The following is a 21,539-nucleotide window of genomic DNA, read 5'->3' as shown; positions in this document are numbered from 1 at the left end:
TTATATTTAGACTATTTGTAATACTCTGTTGGATACATTTTATTTTTATAGTATTTTTAAAATAAGATTATTATATTATCGTAAGCTTAAGATAATGATGGTACCAAGTTAATAGAAGAAAGGTTTCTAACGATGACCTTTCCTGTATTAATTTATATTTCTGTTAGAAAATGCCTTACCTTTAGGTGGGGTTCAATACAGGTGTTTTTTTATTTTAAGAAATTGCAACGCTTTTGAACTATGCTAAACCTTAGGCTGTATTGCAATAGAGGCAGGTAGAAATACACTAGAGTACAATGTTTTAGAGAAAATTGCCTATAAGGGAGTGACAATATTGGAATACGTGATTGAAATGCTTGGAATCCGCAAAGAGTTTGGTGATTTCGTAGCAAATAATAATATCACCCTCCAACTAAAAAAAGGCGAAATCCATGCGCTATTAGGAGAAAATGGTGCGGGTAAATCGACTTTAATGAACGTCCTTTTTGGTCTGTATCAGCCAGAAGGTGGAGAAATTTGTGTTCGTGGGAAAGCTGTTAAAATTACAAACCCGAATGTTGCCAATGATTTAGGGATTGGCATGGTGCATCAACACTTTATGTTGGTGGAAAACTTTACAGTAACAGAAAACATTATTTTAGGTTCAGAGCCTACTAAGATGGGCGTAGTCAATATTAAAGACGCAGCTAAAAAGGTGCAAGCGCTTTCTGAGAAATATGGTTTAGATGTAGATCCAAATGCTAAAATCGAAGATATTACAGTTGGTATGCAGCAACGTGTGGAGATTTTAAAAACACTATATCGTGGTGCAGAAATATTAATTTTCGATGAACCAACTGCTTCTTTAACACCACAAGAAATTACAGAGCTAATTCAAATAATGCGTCGACTAATCGCTGAAGGTAAATCGATTATATTAATTACGCATAAGCTTAAAGAAATTATGGATGTTTCTGACCGCGTAACAATTATTCGTAAAGGTGAAGGCATTGGGACGGTTGTTACAGAAGAGACAAACCCTAATCACTTAGCTGAGTTAATGGTTGGACGTCAAGTTGAGTTTAAAACAGAAAAAATCGATGCGAATCCAACTGATGAAGTACTGACAATTGAGAATTTAGTCGTAACTGACTATCGTAATATCGATAAAGTAAAAGGTCTTAACCTCAATGTACGTAAAGGTGAAATTGTTGGTATCGCTGGTATCGATGGCAATGGTCAATCGGAGTTAATCGAGGCTATTACAGGCTTGCGTAAAGTGAAAAGCGGTCTCGTGAAGTTTAACGGCAAAGATGTAACAAACATGAAACCACGTAAAATTACTGAACAGGGTGTTGGACATATCCCACAAGACCGTCATAAGCATGGTTTAGTATTAGACTTCCCAATTGGTCATAATATTGTACTTCAAACATATTACCAATCGCCAATTGCAAAAGGCATTGTTATGGATTATAAGAAAGTTTCAGAAAAAGCGAATCAAATTATTAAAGAATACGATGTGCGTACAGGTAATGGCGAAATGACGCCTGCACGGGCGCTATCAGGTGGTAACCAGCAAAAAGCGATTATTGGTCGTGAAATTGACCGAGATCCTGACTTATTAATTGCTGCACTACCGACACGTGGACTTGACGTAGGGGCAATTGAATTTATTCACTCTCGTCTAATCGAGCAACGTGATAAAGGAAAAGCCGTATTATTAATTTCATTTGAATTAGATGAAGTAATGAATGTTTCCGACCGTATCGCTGTTATTTATGATGGTCAAATTGTGGATGAATTAAATCCAAAAGAAACAACAGAGCAAGAGCTTGGTCTATTAATGGCGGGACAAAGTAAAAAAAATAGCACAAATATAGCGAAGGAGGGGAACGACTAATGTCAAATCGTGTCATTAATATACTCGTTCCTATCATCTCTATTATTATCGGTTTAATTGTAGGTGCTATCGTAATGGTAGTCAGCGGCTATGATCCTATATTAGGATATAGTGCACTTTGGACAGGTATTTTTGGAGATTCATATTCAATAGGGAACACGATCCGTCAAATCACACCATATATCTTGGCAGGTCTTGCGGTAGCATTTGCCTTCCGTACAGGGTTATTCAATATCGGTGTTGAAGGTCAATTAATTTTAGGTTGGCTTGCAGCAGCATGGGTAGGCTATGCTTTTGATTTACCAAAAATTATTCACTTACCATTAGCGTTGCTAGCAGCGGCGGCGGCGGGTGCATTTTGGGCCTTTATTGCAGGTTTCTTAAAAGCGAAATTTAAAGTTCATGAAGTAATTGCGACAATTATGTTAAACTATACAGCGCTTTATATTGCAAACGCTGTAATTAAAAAATTGTCAGATGGAAGCTTTAAAACAGAACGTGTTCTTGAATCCGCTTCATTACGTTCTCCGTTTTTAAGAGAGCTTACAGACAACTCAAGTCTTCACTATGGGATCCTAGTTGCACTTCTTATGGTAGTTGTAATGTGGTTCATTTTAGAAAAAACAACACGTGGTTATGAGCTTAAAGCAGTAGGCTTTAACCAAAATGCAGCAGATTATGCTGGTATGAGTGTCAATAAAAATGTCATTTTAGCTATGACAATTTCAGGTATGTTTGCAGGTCTTGGCGGTGCGATGGAGGCGCTTGGTACATTCCAAAATGCATCTATTAAAGCTGGCTTTACAGGGATTGGTTTTGACGGTATTGCCGTTGCCTTACTTGGTGCCAATACACCACTTGGCGTAGTATTTGGGGCTTCTTTATTTGGCTCATTAAAATACGGTGCTCTTAACATGCCGAATGCTGCAGGAATTCCAGAGGAAATTGTGTCTATCATTATTGCCTTAATTATCTTCTTTGTAGCATCAGGTTACGTCATTCGGGTTGGATTACAAAAGTTAAGTAAGAAAAAGGAGGGACAATAACATGAGCTTTTTAGAAATGTTATATTTCATCATCCCTTCTGCAATCCTTTATGCGACACCATTAATTTTCACTGCTATTGGTGGTGTATTCTCTGAGCGTTCAGGTGTTGTTAACATCGGGCTAGAAGGTTTAATGATTGTCGGCGCATTTGTTGGTATTTTTGTCAATTTAGAGTTTGCAGCACAATTAGGTTCTGCAACAGTATGGGTAGCTATGCTGGCAGCTGTTATTGTAGGTGGAATCTTCTCCTTGCTACATGCGGTGGCATCTATCTCTTTCCGTGCCGATCAAACGGTATCAGGGGTAGCAATCAACTTACTTGGTTTAGCTGTTACTGTATTCTTAGTAAAATTGATTTATGATAAAGGTCAAACAGATATGATTGACCAACCGATCCGTCGATTTGGCATTCCATATTTAGAGGATATTCCGTTCTTTGGACGTTTATTATTCCATGATGTCTATAGCACATCGATTTTAGCCTTTGCTGTGGCAATAGGTGCTTGGTTTGTTATTTATAAAACACCATTTGGACTACGCTTACGTGCAGTAGGGGAACATCCAATGGCTGCAGATACAATGGGTGTTAAAGTAAATAAAATGCGTTATATTGCCGTAGTTATTTCAGGAGCACTTGGTGGTCTTGGTGGTGCGGTTTATGCGCAAACAATTACACATGATTTTTCTCACGCAACAATTGCTGGTCAAGGGTTTATGTCACTTGCAGCAATGATCTTTGGTAAATGGCATCCAATCGGTGCACTTGGGGCAGCATTGTTCTTTGGTTTAGCGCAAACATTAAGTATTGCAGGGAACCAAATTCCATATGTGCAAGAAATCCCAGCAGTGTATTTACAAATATTACCTTACGTGTTAACGATTTTTGCGTTAGCAGGATTTATTGGTAAAGCAAATGCACCAAAAGCAAGTGGTCAACCATATATTAAAGGCAAACGATAAGTCTAAGACAGCATGTTTATTCGTCGAATTACTAGACAAAGTCGAAAGAAATGAAACGAGTAAACAAAAGACTGGGCAATCAAGCCCAGTCTTTTGCCTTATACAAATAACAATTGACAAGCTTATTTTCACTTTCCTAATACATACTTTGGATTCTTTTTGCAATTATAGACAATAGACATGTATAGTATTTGTAGTACATTGTTATATTAAGAAAGATAGGAGGGTTTCATATGTTTAAAACAATACCTTTTGCAAAAGGTGTCAATTTGCATATCCGACAAACGACCCAATTTAAAACAGTAAATTTCTCAATTAAATGGAGAAGAGCATTAACGGCCAAATGTGCGTCTGAGCGTACGGTGTTAACAAATGTATTGCAACACAGCAATGCAAAATATACAACAACTGCCGCATTTCGTAGTTTTTTAGATGACCTATACGGGACAGTATTGTATTTTGATACATCGAAGCGCGGTAACGAGCATACGGTATTGATGAATATGGAAACCGTAAATGATCAATATTTGGCTAATACAAGTGTCTTAAATGACGTGCTCGGTGTCATGCATGCGGCAATATTTGAGCCAAATTTAGAAAATGGTGTATTTAAAGAATCAATCGTAGAACGTGAAAAGAAAATGGTTATCCAACGTATTGAATCCATTTTTGACGACAAATCTCGTTATGCACAAATGCGTCTGCAAGAAATATTACGCCCAAATGAGCCAGCTTCTATTTCAGCAAACGGTACAGTAGAAGACATTCATCATATCACACCGTCCTCGCTGTTGGCAGCCTACGAATCAATGCTAACGACGGACAAAATTGATATTTATGTTGCAGGTGACATCAATGAGGATGAACTTGTTGCAAAATTAAAAGAGGCGCTGCCTTTTAAGGACCGTATTCCTGAGGAAATCCCAGCTGTATCGCCACAACAACACCCACAAAATGATTATGTTCGTGAACAGCAAGAAATGAAACAAGGTAAGCTGCATATAGGATTTAGTACTCCAGTTCGATTTGGTGATGCAGATTTTGCGAAAATGCAGATTTTTAACGGTATTTTCGGTGGCTATCCGCATGCCAAGTTATTTATGAATGTTCGAGAAAAAGAAAGTCTTGCGTACTATGCTTCTAGCTCCTATGCATCACATTACGGCTTATTATTCGTTGTGTCAGGTATTGAGGCGAAAAATGAAGAAAAGGCACTCAATCTAATTAAAGAGCAACTTGCTGTGATGCAAGCAGGGGAAATTACAGATTTAGAATTAGAACAAACAAAGGCGATGTTAACGAACCAGTTAAAAGAATCCCTTGATTCAGCGCGTGGTCAAATTGAAATTTTTGACCAATATAAAGATTTGCCTGAGGAGTTCTCTGTTGAAGCATGGGCAACTAAATGGCGTGCTGTCACAAAAGAAGATGTAATCGAAATGGCGAAGCAAGTGCAGTTAGAAGCGGTCTATTTCTTATCAGGAAAGGAGCAAGCTGCACAATGAAAACAATTGAATTCAAACAATTAGATGAAACACTTTACTATGAAAAATTAGAAAACGGACTAGATGTTTATATTCTGCCGAAAAAAGGATTTTCAAAAACATTTGTCACGTTCACAACGAAGTACGGCTCAGTCGACCGTACATTTGTCCCACTTGGTGAAACGGATAGCGTTACTGTGCCAGATGGAATTGCACACTTTTTAGAGCATAAAATGTTTGAAAAGGAAGACGGAGATGTATTCCAAAAATTTAGTGAATACGGTGCATCAGCCAATGCATTTACTTCCTTCACTCGAACTGCATATTTATTTTCATCCACAGATAATATCTATAAAAGCACCGAAACGTTATTAAATTTTGTCCAAGAACCTTACTTTACTGAAGCTACTGTAAATAAGGAAAAAGGGATTATTGGTCAGGAAATTACAATGTATGATGACCAACCTGATTGGCGTCTATACTTTGGTACGATTGAAAATATGTATCATCATCACCCTGTAAAAATTGATATTGCGGGCACAATCGAATCTATTGACGGCATTACGGCTGATCATTTATACACGTGCTACAATACGTTTTATCATCCGTCTAATATGTTGTTATTTGCAATTGGTGCTGTTGATCCAGAAGAGATGATGGCGTTCATTCGCGAGAACCAAGGTAAAAAGGAGTTTCCAGAGCCAACACCTATACAACGCTTCTTTGATGAAGAGCCAACAGATGTTGCCATTAAAGACCGTACATTACACATGGATGTTCAAAAACCAAAGGTGTATATCGGTTTGAAGGCGAGAGAAACGAATTTATCTGGTCGTGAAATGTTAAAACATGAGCTATCAGTTCAAATTGCTTTAGAGCTTATTTTTGGGCGAACTTCTAATTTTTATGAGCATGTATATGATGAAGGCTTGATTGATGAATCGTATGCATTTGATTTTACTTTAGAAAAAGGTTTTGGCTTTGCGTTAATTGGTTCAGATTCTACAGAACCAGATGTATTGGAGAAAGCGATTAAAGCCGAATTAGAAAAATACGAAAAAAACGCACAATTTGCAAGTGAAGACTTAGAACGCATTAAGCGTAAAAAAATAGGCTTCTTCTTACGTGCATTAAATTCAATTGAATTTATTGCGAACCAATTTACGCGTTACTCGTTTAATGAAATGAATTTATTTGATGTAGTACCTGTTTTAGAAGAGCTAACAATTGAAGACTTAACGAAAGCGTTTGCGTCTATTCAAGGTGAGTCTCAACAAACTGTATTTAAAGTTTTACCAACAGAGAAGGGCGCCTAGTGAAAAAGTTTGCCCTTATATTAGGTGCATCAGGTGAGATCGGTCGTGCTATTTGCCACAGCTTGGCAGAGGACGGCTGGTCTCTCTATGTGCATTATTCAAACAATGAGCAAATGGCTCAAACATTATGTGATTCCCTTATAGGCCATTTTCCTGCGCAGGAATTTATGCTTGTACAAGGTGATTTTACAAGTATAACAGCGGCGCAAGCGTTAGCTGCCCAAATATTTAGCGTACAGGCAATAGTTTTTGCTAATGGTCAAGCGCATTATTCCTTGCTGGAAGACACAACTGTAGAAGATATGGATGCACTATGGCGAGTTCATGTGCAAAATCCAATGCATTTAACGGCTTTATTATCTCCGAAACTACGTACCCATGATGTGAGCTATGTACTTTTTATCGGCTCTATTTGGGGCGAGGCAGGTTCTGCAGGTGAAGCACTATATGCAACGGTAAAAGGCGCACAGCATGCTTTTGTGAAGTCCTATGCTAAAGAGGCTGCATTGTCTCGCATTCGTGTGAATGCTATTGCGCCAGGTTTTATTAATACTTCAATGAATAGCCATTTAAGTGAAGAAGAAATGCAATATATTTTAGACGAGATTCCTTTAGGATTTGTCGGTCAAACAAAGGATGTAGCGGAGATGGTTCGGTTTTATCTATCAGGTAAAGCAGACTATGTGACAGGACAAATCATCCGATTAAATGGTGGCTGGTACATATAATATTTCTTTTTGCACATACTACATGTGTAAAGGAGGAGGAAACATATGACCATTTTAGAAAACTGGCAAAAATGGACATCTTTTTTAGGACAAAACGTAATGCAAGCTGAATCAAGCGGTATGCCGAAGAAAATGATTCAACAGGCTGCTGTCCAAATCGGTGAGTATTTGGCGACTAATGTCGATCCTAAAAATGAACAAGAGCGAGTGCTGTCGGATTTATGGGGCGTTGCCTCTGATGATGAAAAACATGCATTGGCGAATTGTGTCGTAAAACTTGTGCAAAATAAACATGTGCAATAAAAAAAGAGGAGAGCTAATCTCCTCTTTTTTCTATTAAAAATCGATATTAGTACGGAAAAGGGAACGTATGTAAGTCTATTTCCAATACTACCAAAAAAAATTAGTAAGAATTTAAAAATAACGCTATAATTCCATGTATTCTAACTTTCCATTACATAAAAAATCAGCTATGATGGAACTTATAAAAGATTTTTTACGTTAACTAATAGGAAGGGAACGAGTGTGTTTGAGCGATTGGTACTTTGAATATGAAATTCAGGTGAATCGCCCTGGATTATTAGGAGATATTGCTTCACTTTTAGGGATGCTTCGAGTCAATATTATATCAATAAATGGTGTCGATGAAGATCGACGTGGTATGTTAGTGCATACAGACAATGATGAAGCAATTGAACGTTTTCGTACAATTGTTTCGACAATGGAACATATCCACGTTACTAAATTTCGACAACCAAAACTCCGTGATCGTTTAGCTATCAGGCATGGTCATTATATTCCACGAGATGCAGACGAAAAAAATACTTTCCGCTTTGTACGAGATGAACTAGGGATTTTAGTGGACTTTATGGCAGAACTCTTTAAAAAGGAAGGTCATAAGCTCATTGGAATACGTGGGATGCCTCGGGTTGGTAAAACAGAATCTATTGTTGCGGCAAGTGTTTGTGCCAATAAAAAATGGATTTTCTTATCGTCTACAATGATTAAGCAAACTATTCGTAATAAACTCGCAGGCGATGAATTCAGTGACAATAATATTTTTATTTTGGACGGTATTGTTACAAGGCGTTCCGAGGATGAGCGACATTTGCAACTAGTACGTGAAATGATGAATATGCCATCTATTAAAGTAGTAGAGCATCCTGATATGTTTGTTCAGCATTCTGAATATAAGATTGAGGATTTTGATTATATCATTGAACTACGTCATCACCCAGATGAAGAAATTACTTATGAAATAATGGAAAAAAATCATATGATGTCCGAATCCGATTCATTTGGAGGATTTAATTTTTAATTTGATATTAAAGTAGGTGTTATGAGTGGCAGAATTAGGTACTCGACTGAAAGAGGCGAGACTGTCTAAAGGCTACAGCTTAGACGATTTACAAGAAATAACAAAAATTCAAAAACGTTATTTAGTAGGTATTGAAGAAGGCAATTATTCCATTATGCCAGGCTCGTTTTATGTACGAGCATTTATTAAACAATATGCTGAAGCTGTTGGGTTAAATCCAGAGGAAATTTTAGAGACGTATAAAAGCGAACTACCAGGCACAAAGAACGACCAAGTAAGCCAATCGATGACTCAAACTTCAACTAGAAGAAAAGTTTCAAAAAGCCCTTCAAATAAAATGATGGAGGCTATGCCCAAAGTCATTGTCGGTTTATTTATTATCGTAATCATTGTTGCAATTTGGGTTCTTTTACAATCAAAAAGTAAAACAGGAACAAATGAATATGATGATACAACACCAGTAGTGGAGTACGATAAAAAACCAAAACCAATTGATAGTGAAAAAGATAAAGCCGAAGAAGATAAAAAGGCACAAGCAGATGCGACGAAAGATCAAACAGATGAAACATCAGATGAAGATAAAACTGATAAAACTGAAGAAGAAGTTAAGCAAACGGTTTCAGCAGGAACAATCGAATCAGATGGTGCTACAACATCTTATACGTTAACAGGTGCTGATACATTTAAAATTCGCATTGAAGTATCAGGTCCTACTTTTATTGGTATTCGCGACCAACAACAACAAGAATTACTAGCAGATACGCGTGTTTATAACGCAGGTGAAGTTGTTGAGTTTGATGCAACAGCACAAAACTATGCGCGTATTCGTTTAGGCAATTCAACTCAAGCTAAGGTTTATATTAATGACGAACTTTTAACGTACGCACAGCAAATCGTAACGCAAAATATTGTCGTCAATTTCAATAAAGAACAGTAGTCATCCTATCGATGACTACTTTCTTTCATCATGAAAGGTGTTAGAAAAATGAACATTCCAAATAAAATTACCATTTCACGTATCTTACTTATTCCGTTCTTTGTAATTGTTATGATGTTTGATTTCGGCTGGGGAACAATGAACTTATTTAGTGCAGAAATGCCAGTCCATCATTTTGTAGGAGCTCTTATTTTTATCATTGCATCAACGACGGATTGGGTAGATGGTTACTATGCGAGAAAGTATAATCTTGTAACGACATTTGGTAAATTTTTAGATCCTTTAGCGGATAAATTACTTGTCTCTGCAGCGTTTATTTTAATGGTAGAGCTTGGTATGGCACCAGCTTGGGTGATTATTGTTATTATTAGCCGTGAATTTGCGGTAACTGGTTTACGTTTAATTCTTGCAGGTGGCGGAGAAGTCGTAGCGGCGAATCAACTTGGTAAGATTAAAACATGGGCACAAATTGTAGCTATTGCAGCTGCTCTTTTACACAATACAATTTTTGTGATTTTCGGTATCCCATTTGATACAATAATGCTATATATTGCATTGTTCTTTACACTTTGGTCTGGATGGGATTATTTCTATCTAAATCGACGTGTATTACTTGAGTCTAAATAAGAAAGGTCTTGTGAATCATGAATGCTGAAATCCTTGCAGTTGGCTCAGAGTTATTACTTGGACAAATTTCAAATACAAATGCGAAATTTATTTCTAATCAGCTTTCTGAATTAGGCATCAATGTCTATTATCATACGGTTGTTGGGGATAATTCAAAACGTTTAGAGGAAGCAATTACTATAGCGGAATCGCGCGCTGATCTTATCATTTTTTCAGGTGGTTTAGGTCCTACAAAGGATGATTTAACGAAGGAGACCATTGCTCGTCATCTTGGGCTAGATCTTGTTATCGATCAAGTTGCATTGTCATACATTGAGCAATTTTTTGCTAAACGAGGCATCGCAATGACAGAAAATAATCGTAAGCAGGCGCTAGTATTAGCAGGTAGTGAGGTGCTAGCTAATCATCATGGTATGGCTCCAGGGATGATATTGACAAAGGATAAACGTACCTACATTTTACTTCCTGGGCCGCCAAAAGAACTGGAGCCAATGTTCCAATTCGAAGCAAAGCCAAAGCTTGGCACAATGTTAAATGATGGCGGAGTCATCGTGTCTCATGTAATGCGCTTTTATGGCATTGGAGAAGCCGAGCTAGAAGTGCGTGTGCAGGATATATTAGATTCACAAACAAATCCGACAGTTGCTCCACTGGCTGCTGATGGAGAAGTAACTTTACGTGTCACAGCTAAGGCGCAATCAGAACAGGAAGCTCAACAGCTGATTGCTGGTAAAGTGTCGGAGATTCGTGCTATTGTAGGAGACTTCCAATATGGCATTAATGATGATTCACTTGCCTCAAAAACGGTAGAAATGTTGCAAGATAATAATTTAACGATTTCTGCAGCCGAAAGCTTAACAGCAGGCTTATTTCAATCAGAGCTAGCTGAGATTCCAGGTGTTGGAAATTCACTTATCGGAGGCGTAGTTACCTATACAGAAGATGCTAAAGTAAAGCAGCTAGGTATCGACCAACAACTATTAGATACTTATGGTATTGTAAGCAGTGAATGTGCTGCGGCAATGGCTAGCGCCGTGCGGGAAAGATTCGGCACGAATATTGGTATTGGGTTAACAGGAGCGGCTGGTCCTACAGCACATGACCATCAGCCAGTTGGAACTGTCTGGATTGGGATTGCTATAGGTGATGAAGAGCCAATAACATATTTACTGCATTTATCAGGTATGCGCAATACAAATCGTTTACGTGCAGTTAAATTTACATTCCATTATTTAATGCAGCAATTAGAAGAACGAGGTTATATAAAACGCTTTTAATTAGCCGCAGCAAGAATGATATAAAAAATGCATGTAGTTCAGGACTAAGATGCAACTATTACTGAGCAGTATGTATGATTGAAAACATGTAGCGCAATTATGATTAGCATAATTGTTTATAGTTGAAAATGGGAATTTGGGTAGGAAAAACTTATCCAAATTTTTATTTTTGATTAAAATCGAATAAATGTTCGCTTTTTTCTTGCGTGTTCTCAAAAAAACAAGTATAGTAGAGATAGACAATAACAGTGAACAGTTTTTCGAAGGAGGAAAATAAATGAGTGATCGTAAAGCAGCCTTAGAACAGGCGTTAAAACAAATTGAGAAGAATTTCGGTAAAGGCTCTATCATGAAGCTAGGCGAAAAAACAGATTTAGAAATTGCTACTTCTTCTAGTGGTTCGCTAGCGCTTGATGCAGCATTGGGTGTTGGTGGATATCCACGTGGACGTATTATTGAAGTATATGGTCCAGAATCATCAGGTAAAACAACAGTTGCGCTACATGCTATTGCGGAAGTACAAGCTAAAGGTGGACAAGCAGCATTTATAGATGCTGAGCATGCATTAGATCCGATTTATGCTCAAAAATTAGGCGTTAATATTGATGAGCTTTTATTATCACAACCAGATACTGGTGAGCAAGCGCTTGAAATTGCAGAAGCTTTAGTACGTAGTGGTGCTATTGATATTATCGTTATTGACTCTGTTGCAGCATTAGTACCAAAAGCTGAAATTGAAGGTGACATGGGTGACTCTCACGTTGGTTTACAAGCTCGTTTAATGTCTCAAGCATTACGTAAGCTTTCAGGTGCTATCAATAAATCAAAAACAATCGCTATTTTCATTAACCAAATTCGTGAAAAAATTGGTGTTATGTTCGGTAATCCAGAAACAACACCTGGTGGTCGTGCGCTGAAATTCTACAGCTCTGTCCGTTTAGAAGTTCGTCGTGCAGAAGCGATAAAACAAGGTAATGACATTATGGGTAACCGTACAAAAATTAAAATTGTAAAAAACAAAGTAGCCCCACCATTCCGTACAGCAGAAGTAGATATTATGTACGGTGAAGGTATCTCAAAAGAAGGCGAAACTGTCGACTTAGGTGTTGAATTAGACATCGTTCAAAAAAGTGGCTCTTGGTACGCTTACGGTGATGAACGTCTTGGCCAAGGTCGAGAAAATGCAAAACAATATTTAAAAGAAAACCCTGCAGTTTTAGAAGAAATTGCAAATAAAATTCGCTCTTCTTATGGCATTGCAGCACAATCGTATACAATTGCAGCACATGATGATGAAGAAATGGATGAAGAGTTAATGCTTCTTCTTGAAGATGAAAAATAATAGACATCGTTCTTTCTTCTAACAAACGTTAGAATGATTCTGAGGGCGGCAACTTCTCAGGGAACGCACGCACGTAAGACGTAATTTACTACCGATAAGAGAAGGTTGTGGCTTACGCGGAAAGCGTCCGTACGCAGTAAAAATGAATGATGGACGTTCTCTATAAGCTAAATCGTTCTCACTCTTTTAGAGTGAGAACGATTTTTTTGTCTTCATTACTAGATAAATAGAATGAAGTGAGCGTTTAATTAATTAGTTAGTGAACGTCATTATAGAATTTTATATGTAGAATTTTGTAAAAAAGTGACTGATTACTAGCTTAGAAATAAACTATATGTTTATTTGTAAAGAAAGTTAAAATAATTGTATTAAGATGACAGTGATTGTGGTAATAATTGTATTATAACCTTCGTCCTGATAAAAAGAATTTTCATCTAAGAAGGTATTTTTTCTAGCTCAAAAGTAATAGTTAATATATACATCTAATGGATATGACTTACTTTTTTTCTTGTGGATAGGCGAACAGATGCCCGTCTATCCTTGACAGAGCTTGAGGCTAGCTATACAATTAAATATGTATAATTTCTGAATTATGACTTTAAAATAGGCAGTACAATTTTTGTATGCGCCGACTGAACCTGTATTACCCAAATAGCAAGAGGAGGTGTTCATATGGATGGAATTACTATCATCTCCGCTTTGCTTGGACTCATCGTTGGTGCCGCTGTTAGCTATATCTACATGAAAAAAGTGAATGACTCAAAAATCACTGGTGCTAAGCATGTCGCTGAAACAATCGTTGAAGAAGGAAAACGAGAAGCGGAGGCATTAAAGAAAGAAGCACTACTTGAAGCCAAAGATGAAACTCACAAATTTCGCACTGAAGCAGAAAATGACATTCGTGATCGTCGTTTAGAACTTCAAAAACAAGAGAACCGTTTATTGCAAAGAGAAGAGAATCTTGATCGCAAGGATGATGCTCTGAATAAGAGAGAAGCCGGCTTAGAGCGTAAGGAACAAGCTCTAGCTGAAAGACAACAGCATATTGAACAGATGGAAAGCAAAGTGGACGAGCTCGTTGCAGCGCAAAAAACAGAACTAGAGCGCATTTCTGCATTAACAAGAGATGAAGCTAAAACTATTATCTTAAGTGAAGTAGAGAAAGAGCTAGCGACTGATATTGCTGTAATGACGAAGGAATCTGAAATGCGTGTGAAAGAGGAATCTGATAAAAAGGCACGTGAAATTCTATCATTGGCACTGCAACGCTTTGCTGCAGACCACGTTGCAGAAACAACAGTCTCTGTTGTGAACTTGCCAAATGATGAAATGAAAGGTCGTATTATTGGTAGAGAGGGTCGTAATATCCGTACACTCGAAACGTTAACAGGTATTGATTTAATTATCGATGATACGCCAGAAGCAGTAATTTTATCTGGTTTTGATCCAATTCGTCGAGAAACGGCTCGACTTGCACTTGAAAAGCTAGTACAGGATGGTCGTATTCACCCTGCTCGCATCGAAGAAATGGTTGAAAAATCTCGTCGTGAGGTGGATGAACAAATTCGTGAAACAGGGGAACAAACGACATTTGAAATCGGCATTCACAATCTACATCCAGACTTAATGAAGATTTTGGGCCGCATGAAATACCGTACTAGCTACGGGCAAAACGTCCTAAAACATTCTGTGGAGGTTGCACATTTGGCAGGCTTACTAGCTGCTGAGCTTGGTGAAGATGTAGCATTAGCTCGTCGTGCAGGCTTATTGCATGATATAGGAAAAGCAATCGACCATGAAGTTGAAGGAAGCCATGTTGAAATCGGCGTGGAATTAGCTACGAAATATAAAGAACATCCTGTTGTTATTAATAGTATTGCTTCTCACCATGGTGATACAGAAGCGACATCTGTTATTGCAGTATTAGTAGCTGCAGCAGACGCATTATCAGCAGCGCGTCCAGGTGCTCGTAGTGAAACACTGGAAAACTATATTCGCAGACTAGAAAAATTAGAAGAGATTTCTGAAAGCTATGATGGTGTTGAAAAATCTTATGCCATCCAAGCGGGACGTGAAATTCGTATTATTGTACAACCAGAAAAAATTGACGATTTAGCATCTCATCGTCTTGCACGTGATATTCGTAAGCGTATTGAAGAAGAACTAGATTATCCAGGTCATATTAAAGTAACTGTTATCCGCGAAACACGTGCAGTGGAGTATGCAAAATAATAAAATAAGAGGCTCCTCTTGATTTTTATCAAGGGGAGTCTTTTTATATTTGTCGTCATGCAAGATTATACTTGGGACGTATGTACATAAAAAATATGTCATTCCAATTGTGGTCTTATACTAATAGTCATTTAAGTAAAATTAATAGTTCATTTATGAAGCGAATCCCCTAAAAAATGGATACGCTTTTTGTTTTTGAAAACCGCCTATTACGCACAGAAGTTATAAGCTTAAATAACAACTATGTCTCTTTATCAACCATGAATAAAAGAGCGATATCGATAATATAATAGGCCATAAAACTTTTTGAATAAATTTTTACTGTAACTAGGGAATATAGATTAGCTAGCCTATGTTATGTCGAGGGGTGAAAGTCGTTGCAAGAAACTATCACATTACAGGATGTATTAAAAATAGTGCGAAAGCAACTGCTCTATATTATCAGTTTTGCACTTTTCTTAGCATTAGTCACGGCGTTTCTCAGTTACTTTATTATAAAGCCAACCTATGAGGCGCAGACACAGCTTTTAGTCAATCAAAAAAATACCGATCAAGCGCTATTAGGGGTACAGCAAGTAGAAACAAACTTACGCTTAATTAATACGTATAATGTTATTATTCAAAGCCCTGCTATATTATCTAAAGTGATTAGCCAACTTCATTTAGATAGTACGCCTGAAAAACTTAAAGAACAGATTACTGTATCGAACGCCAGTAATTCTCAAGTTGTCAATATTGCTGTCCGCGATAAAAAGCCAGAAACAGCAGTCGAAATTGCCAATACAGTAGCAGGCGTATTTCAAGAGGAAATACAAGTGTTAATGACAATTGACAATATTAATATTTTGTCCGTCGCGAAATTAGATGACAAGCCTGAGCCAGTAGCTCCAAATAAAAATTTATATATAGTAGCGGCTGCAATGATTGGGTTCATACTAAGCGCTGGTGTTGCTTTATTGTTAGAGTGCTTAGATACAACGGTTAAGACAGAGCAGGATATTGAAGAAATCATCGGATTACCTATTATAGGCATAATCAGCAAAATTAATAGTACGAACTATAAAAACATATAATGAAATCCCGTAACAGAAGGAGGGAGTCACCGTGTTTCAACATAAAAGAACTAATAAAAAAAAACTAGTAAAAATGGGTAGAAAGCTTGTGACCATTGGCAATAGTAATTCAATTGTTTCTGAGCAATTTCGTACAATACGAACAAACATTACTTTCGCGATGCCAGACCAAGATATAAAAACCATTTTAGTCACTTCGGCGACGCCAGGTGAAGGGAAGTCTACAAATGTCGCCAATTTAGGCGTGGTATTTGCACAAGAAGGGAAAAAAATTTTAATTGTCGATGCCGATTTACGTAAGCCAACAATGCATTATACCTTTCGATTACAAAATATAAAGGGTCTATCAAATTTACTGACAAGACAATATGAGATGTCAGAGGTTTTAAATAGTACAGATATTCCTAATCTTTTTGTTCTGACGAGTGGGCCCATTCCACCTAACCCAGCGGAATTGCTTTCTTCTAAAACAATGGATAGTGTGATGATGCAACTGATAGCAGACTTTGACATCATAATTTTTGACGCACCACCATTGTTATCTGTAACTGATGCGCAAGTTTTATCAAATAAATGCCAAGGAACACTACTCATTGTGAATAGTGGTGTAGTAGAAAATGCAAGTGTACTTAAAGCGAAAGTAAGCCTTGAAGCATCAAAGGCGAATATTTTAGGAGTCGTTTTGAATAATTATAAATTACCACTTGGCGAATATTATGATCAATATTACCGATAATGATTGGCGTAGATAGGGAAGTGAAACATTGTGATAGATATGCATAGTCATATTTTAGTAAATGCAGACGATGGTCCCGAAACAGTAGAAGAGACATTCCAGTTATTTGAACAAGCTGTTAGGGAAGGGATTACAGCAATTATTTCTACTTCACATGCGCTACATCCTCAATATAATGTCCATACACAAGTGATACATGAACAAATTGCACAATTGCAGCAAGAAATTGACAACCGTAACATGCCGCTAACACTATATCCAGGACAAGAGGTACGTTTAGCGGGGAATATTTTAGAGCTTTATCAAAAAGGTCAGCTTCTTACATTAGCACATTCAAATTACTTGTTACTAGAGCTTCCCTCTGGTTTTATTCCTACCTATACACAAACAATTATTTACAACTTATTAACAGCTGGTATAACGCCAATTATTGCGCATCCCGAACGAAATAAAGCGATAGCAGCAAATCCAAGCCACTTAGAGAAGCTCATACGTGACGGTGCACTTGCACAAATAACAGCGGGAAGTTTAGCTGGTTTGTTTGGCAAGGACATTCAACAGCTTTCTTTAAAGTTAGTTCGATCGAACCTTGTCCATACATATGGTTCGGATGTGCATAATTTACAAGCTCGACCATTCCTATTTGAAAAAGGGCTTAGTTTTTTAGAAAAGCAAAAAGAATTACATGCGATAGATACCTTTTTAGAAAATAATAAACGAATCATTAATAATCAGCCTTTCATCATATATGAGCCAGAAAATAACTTCACAAAAAAACGGTGGAAGTTATTTTAATTGTGACGTCAAGCGTGCAAGTAGTAGGAAAGATGCTATAACGACAGTAGGTATTAAACATATAAGGGGACAGTTTGGGATGAGAGTCGTTTTTATGAGAAGTAATCCAATTTCTCCAGATCCGAGAGTTGAAAAAGAAGTGGACAGCCTAAGAAAAAACAACTGGGATGTTCAAATTTTAGCATGGGATAGAGATAGTAAATATAAAGCAAAAGTGGAATTTCTAAAGCGAGCTCACACTATTAAAATTACAAGGTTTGGCATCCCTGCTACATTTGGTGGAGGATTTAAAAAAAATTTCTTTCCATTACTACGGTTTCAGCTAAAGCTATTCAAATGGCTACTTCAACATAAAAATTCGTATGATATTATTCATGCTTGTGATTTTGATACAGCGTTTGTAGGTACAGTCTGTGCGAAAATACTTCGTAAAAAAGTCATTTACGATATGTTTGATTCCGTTACGGCGCCCTTCCATGGCCCCGCCATTATAGGGAAGATAGTCGAAAAAGTAGATATAGCACTATTGAATAATGTGGATGCGGTCATTATTTGTACAGAAAAGCGAAGAGGGCAAATAGCTAAAGCCTCACCTAAAAAAATTGAAGTTATTTATAATACACCACTACATGTTGATTTAAATAGTGATTTAAAGTTGAATCGAGATAAAGTAAAAATCGTCTATGTCGGTATACTTGCACCTGAAAGGCTTATTAAGGAACTGGTAGATATCGTCAAACATAATCCTCTTTACGAATTGCATATTGGCGGGTTTGGGGAGTATGCAGACGAATTGGCACAAATAGCACAGCAATATGACAACATACTTTTTTACGGAAAAATCCCTTATGAAAAAACTTTAGCATTAGAAAAGAGTTGTGATATTATGACTGCCATTTATGATCCTGAAGTGTCCAACCATTATTACGCTGCGCCCAATAAATTTTATGAGGCACTTATGCTAGGAAAGCCTTTAATTATGGTGAAAGACACAGGTATGTCGGAAGTAGTGGCAGAGCATGACCTGGGGGAGCTAATTGATTTTAATCAAGAGAGCCTACAAAAAGGTATTGAAAAGCTAATAGAGCGTAAAAAAGAATGGCCAGAAATTTCTAGAAAAATGAAGTTATTATATGACACACATTATAGTTGGAATGAGATGGAAAATCGGATTGTGACATTGTACAGCCATTTATAGCTGGAGAAGCTTTTTGAAAATTTTACAGTAATATTGGATTTCTATGGGGGGCTTGAAAGAGATGAAGATATTATTTGTTGCACAAAATTTTCAAATGGGTGGTATTCAAAAAGCATTAATTAATACGTTGAAAGAAATTAGTGTGGATAAGCAATATGAAATAGATGTTTTTACGTTCGGTAAAGGTGAACTCTTTACGGACATCCCCCCTAATGTACATGTCAATGTTGGAGGCTTATTATTACAGCTCATTGCTACTCCATTTTATGTTGTAAGACAAAGTAAAAATTTGTGGCATATCATCTTACGAATATTTTGTATGTTGATTGTACGATTAATAGGATCAACGAACTTTTATACATTACTTTTTAAAATTCATTCCCATCCAAAACAATATGATATAGCCATTTCTTATTTTAATGATGCACCAACTAGTTACTTTAACCAAGGCACAAATTTATTTGTAGATAAATTTGTAAGAGCGGATAAAAAATTTGCATGGATACATACAGATCCATTAAGAGCAAACTTTAATTATGAAGTATGTGTTAAAACCTATCAAAATTTCGATAGATTAATATGTGTTTCTGAAGCATGTAAGCAAAATTTGCTTACATTTCTCCCACAATATCAACAAAAAATGCAAGTAGTCTATAATTTCTTTCCACTAGCCGAAATAACCGAACTAGCAATGCAATACATACCATTTGAAAAAGGACCAATGGACTTAATATCTGTTGGACGAATGGATAATGCAACTAAAAGGTTCGATCTCATTTTGCACATATGTAAACTGTTAAAGGAGTCATCATTTAATTCTTTTCATTGGCGAATTATTGGCGATGGGCCAGATTTACTTCATAATAAACGATTAGCGCTTGAATTAGGTGTAGAAGATGTAGTTGAATTTATCGGTGAATGTAATAATCCGTATCCGTTTATGAAACAGAGCGATGTACTCATCGTAACCTCAGCATATGAAGGATATCCGATGGTAGTAGGGGAGGCATTAATACTAGAGACGCCTGTTGTTACTACGAATTTTGCGGCAGCGAATGAACAAATACACGATGGTTGCAACGGTTTGATAACGAGTGGAGAAGTAGAAGATATGTATGTAGCCATTGCCAATGTAATCAATAATGCGGATTGCCTCCAGCAGATGAAAAAATATATTGAAGAAAATCGCTATACAAATCGTAAAGCACAAGAGCAATTAGTATTGGAGTTTGATCGTATATGAAATTAACAAACAAAAATTTCAGTATGTTGATCTGTATTATTTCCAGTATTTTTGTCGTATTAAAAATGTATACAGGTAGTAATCTATTTCTTGTGATCTTTAGTAGTCTAGTAATTATGGCGATGTTGTTAGATAAACAACAACATCGAATTGATTATTTATTGTTTTTTATTTCATGGGTGTACGTCATTAAGTTTGATTTAACAAGTTATTCCCTTTTTGTTGTGCTAAGTTTTGTTTATATTGTGTTAAGTGTCCTAACGCTTTTTATGCAAAATAAAGGTATGTCAACACAGCTTGTCATCACCTATGTGCTTTTTGTATGCTTTGCTGTCATTGGAACGCTACTTAATAGCGGCAATGTAATCGAAGTGTTGGGCTTTGTATTAAATTATAGCGTTATCCTTTTTGCAGTTTTGTTCATCGATGACAATACTTATTTTAGAAGGTATACGTATGTTTATGCGTTAGGCTTATTAACTGCTGCAATCGTTCGCTGGATTAGTTTTTCTGTTCCAGCGATTGATAGCTTTATTGAGTCCATGACAATTGTCAATACCGTGAAGACGACAAGTGCCATTAATACAAGATTTACTGGTTTAGATTTAGATCCGAATTATTTCAGTTTGCAAATTCTTATAGCAATTGCTTGTTTATTAGTACTTTGTTATTACGATAAAAAAATGGAAGTTAAGCCGATTATGTTCATCATTGTATTAGCGGTATTTGGGGTATTTACTTATTCCAAAATGTTTATTATCACTTTTATTGCATTCATTTTATTGACGTTTATCATGTTTGTTAAAACCAATATAAAAACAGCATTCAAGTTCGCTTCGTTTATGCTAGCGATTTGTAGTGTTCTCCTATTTTTTTTTTACGAGAAGTTATTCGAAATTTATTGGATTCGATTTTTTGGAGCAGGAACATCAACGGATGCTATTACGACGGGGCGATTAAGTAGCTGGAATATGTTTGCGGCGGAAATTTTGCAAAGTACGAAAATATTTGTTATAGGGGCAGGGTTTGGCACAAGTTTTTCCAATGCGAAAATGGCCCATACGATGTATTTATCAACGCCTTATTATCTTGGCTTAGTAGGAATTGTTCTTGCACTACTTTATATTCTAAGCTTACATAAAGTTCTCCGCCAAAACATTAGTAACAGTGGAAAAACACATTTGCAAATATTAACGGTCAACGCTATTCCGCTCTATATCATGCTAATTGCCAATACAGTACTTGACTCTTTCATAATGGATTATTTCCCTTTTCATATTATGTTAATAATGTTTGCGTTAACGCTTCAGAAAAATCAGGAGCTAAGTAAGGTTGGGGGGTGAG

General features: G+C 36.8%; 19 protein-coding genes. All 19 read left to right on the top strand.

Annotated features, from left to right (window positions below; genetic code table 11):
* Positions 1-334 precede the first annotated feature (334 nt).
* The 19 genes from JNUCC52_RS08125 to JNUCC52_RS08035 all read left to right on the top strand — a co-directional run bounded on the left by JNUCC52_RS08125 (position 335) and on the right by JNUCC52_RS08035 (position 21,538).
* Positions 335-1,882 (top strand): ABC transporter ATP-binding protein, encoded by a 1,548-nt coding sequence (locus tag JNUCC52_RS08125; protein WP_337981897.1) that lies wholly within the window; start codon positions 335-337, stop codon positions 1,880-1,882.
* Positions 1,882-2,928, top strand: coding sequence for an ABC transporter permease (locus JNUCC52_RS08120; RefSeq protein WP_173477700.1), 1,047 nt, complete (start codon positions 1,882-1,884; stop codon positions 2,926-2,928). The genes JNUCC52_RS08125 and JNUCC52_RS08120 overlap by 1 nt, the downstream gene beginning before the upstream one ends.
* A gap of 1 nt (position 2,929) precedes the next feature.
* Positions 2,930-3,889, top strand: coding sequence for an ABC transporter permease (locus JNUCC52_RS08115; protein WP_173477699.1), 960 nt, complete (start codon positions 2,930-2,932; stop codon positions 3,887-3,889).
* Between the two features lie 233 nt (positions 3,890-4,122).
* Positions 4,123-5,394, top strand: a complete 1,272-nt coding sequence (gene yfmF / locus JNUCC52_RS08110) for an EF-P 5-aminopentanol modification-associated protein YfmF (RefSeq protein WP_173477698.1) — start codon at positions 4,123-4,125, stop codon at positions 5,392-5,394.
* The gene (gene yfmH / locus JNUCC52_RS08105; protein WP_337981896.1) at positions 5,391-6,689 is read left to right on the top strand and encodes an EF-P 5-aminopentanol modification-associated protein YfmH; all 1,299 of its coding nucleotides are present in this window, start codon (positions 5,391-5,393) and stop codon (positions 6,687-6,689) included. Before yfmF ends, yfmH begins: the two co-directional genes overlap by 4 nt.
* Complete coding sequence (gene ymfI / locus JNUCC52_RS08100; protein WP_337981895.1) at positions 6,689-7,417, top strand: elongation factor P 5-aminopentanone reductase; 729 nt, start codon at positions 6,689-6,691, stop codon at positions 7,415-7,417. Before yfmH ends, ymfI begins: the two co-directional genes overlap by 1 nt.
* Positions 7,418-7,462: 45 nt before the next feature.
* Entirely contained in the window at positions 7,463-7,720 is a 258-nt protein-coding gene (locus JNUCC52_RS08095; RefSeq protein WP_173477695.1) for a DUF3243 domain-containing protein, read from the top strand.
* 226 nt (positions 7,721-7,946) lie between these two features.
* A complete protein-coding gene (locus tag JNUCC52_RS08090; RefSeq protein WP_173477694.1) occupies positions 7,947-8,735 on the top strand; it encodes a DUF3388 domain-containing protein in 789 nt (262 codons plus the stop codon).
* A gap of 25 nt (positions 8,736-8,760) precedes the next feature.
* Positions 8,761-9,672: a helix-turn-helix domain-containing protein gene (locus JNUCC52_RS08085; RefSeq protein WP_173477693.1), complete on the top strand. Its 912-nt coding sequence runs from the start codon at positions 8,761-8,763 to the stop codon at positions 9,670-9,672.
* A gap of 48 nt (positions 9,673-9,720) precedes the next feature.
* Positions 9,721-10,299, top strand: a complete 579-nt coding sequence (gene pgsA, locus JNUCC52_RS08080; protein WP_173477692.1) for a CDP-diacylglycerol--glycerol-3-phosphate 3-phosphatidyltransferase — start codon at positions 9,721-9,723, stop codon at positions 10,297-10,299.
* Between the two features lie 17 nt (positions 10,300-10,316).
* Positions 10,317-11,576, top strand: a complete 1,260-nt coding sequence (locus JNUCC52_RS08075; RefSeq protein ID WP_173477691.1) for a competence/damage-inducible protein A — start codon at positions 10,317-10,319, stop codon at positions 11,574-11,576.
* 277 nt (positions 11,577-11,853) lie between these two features.
* Positions 11,854-12,918, top strand: coding sequence for a recombinase RecA (gene recA / locus JNUCC52_RS08070; RefSeq protein ID WP_173477690.1), 1,065 nt, complete (start codon positions 11,854-11,856; stop codon positions 12,916-12,918).
* A gap of 672 nt (positions 12,919-13,590) precedes the next feature.
* Entirely contained in the window at positions 13,591-15,150 is a 1,560-nt protein-coding gene (gene rny, locus JNUCC52_RS08065; protein WP_173477689.1) for a ribonuclease Y, read from the top strand.
* A 377-nt stretch (positions 15,151-15,527) separates the two neighbouring features.
* Positions 15,528-16,223, top strand: a complete 696-nt coding sequence (locus tag JNUCC52_RS08060) for a YveK family protein (RefSeq protein ID WP_173477688.1) — start codon at positions 15,528-15,530, stop codon at positions 16,221-16,223.
* Between the two features lie 73 nt (positions 16,224-16,296).
* Positions 16,297-16,959, top strand: a complete 663-nt coding sequence (locus JNUCC52_RS08055) for a CpsD/CapB family tyrosine-protein kinase (RefSeq protein ID WP_337982204.1) — start codon at positions 16,297-16,299, stop codon at positions 16,957-16,959.
* A gap of 39 nt (positions 16,960-16,998) precedes the next feature.
* Complete coding sequence (locus JNUCC52_RS08050; RefSeq protein WP_337982203.1) at positions 16,999-17,754, top strand: tyrosine-protein phosphatase; 756 nt, start codon at positions 16,999-17,001, stop codon at positions 17,752-17,754.
* 79 nt (positions 17,755-17,833) lie between these two features.
* Entirely contained in the window at positions 17,834-18,952 is a 1,119-nt protein-coding gene (locus tag JNUCC52_RS08045) for a glycosyltransferase family 4 protein (RefSeq protein WP_337981894.1), read from the top strand.
* A 61-nt stretch (positions 18,953-19,013) separates the two neighbouring features.
* Positions 19,014-20,195, top strand: a complete 1,182-nt coding sequence (locus JNUCC52_RS08040) for a glycosyltransferase (protein WP_337981893.1) — start codon at positions 19,014-19,016, stop codon at positions 20,193-20,195.
* Entirely contained in the window at positions 20,192-21,538 is a 1,347-nt protein-coding gene (locus tag JNUCC52_RS08035) for a hypothetical protein (RefSeq protein ID WP_337981892.1), read from the top strand. The genes JNUCC52_RS08040 and JNUCC52_RS08035 overlap by 4 nt, the downstream gene beginning before the upstream one ends.
* Position 21,539 lies beyond the last annotated feature (1 nt).

Source organism: Lysinibacillus sp. JNUCC-52, assembly GCF_015999545.1.
Classification (GTDB): Bacteria; Bacillota; Bacilli; order Bacillales_A; family Planococcaceae; genus Lysinibacillus.
This window is presented reverse-complemented; position numbering and strand designations above follow the sequence as displayed.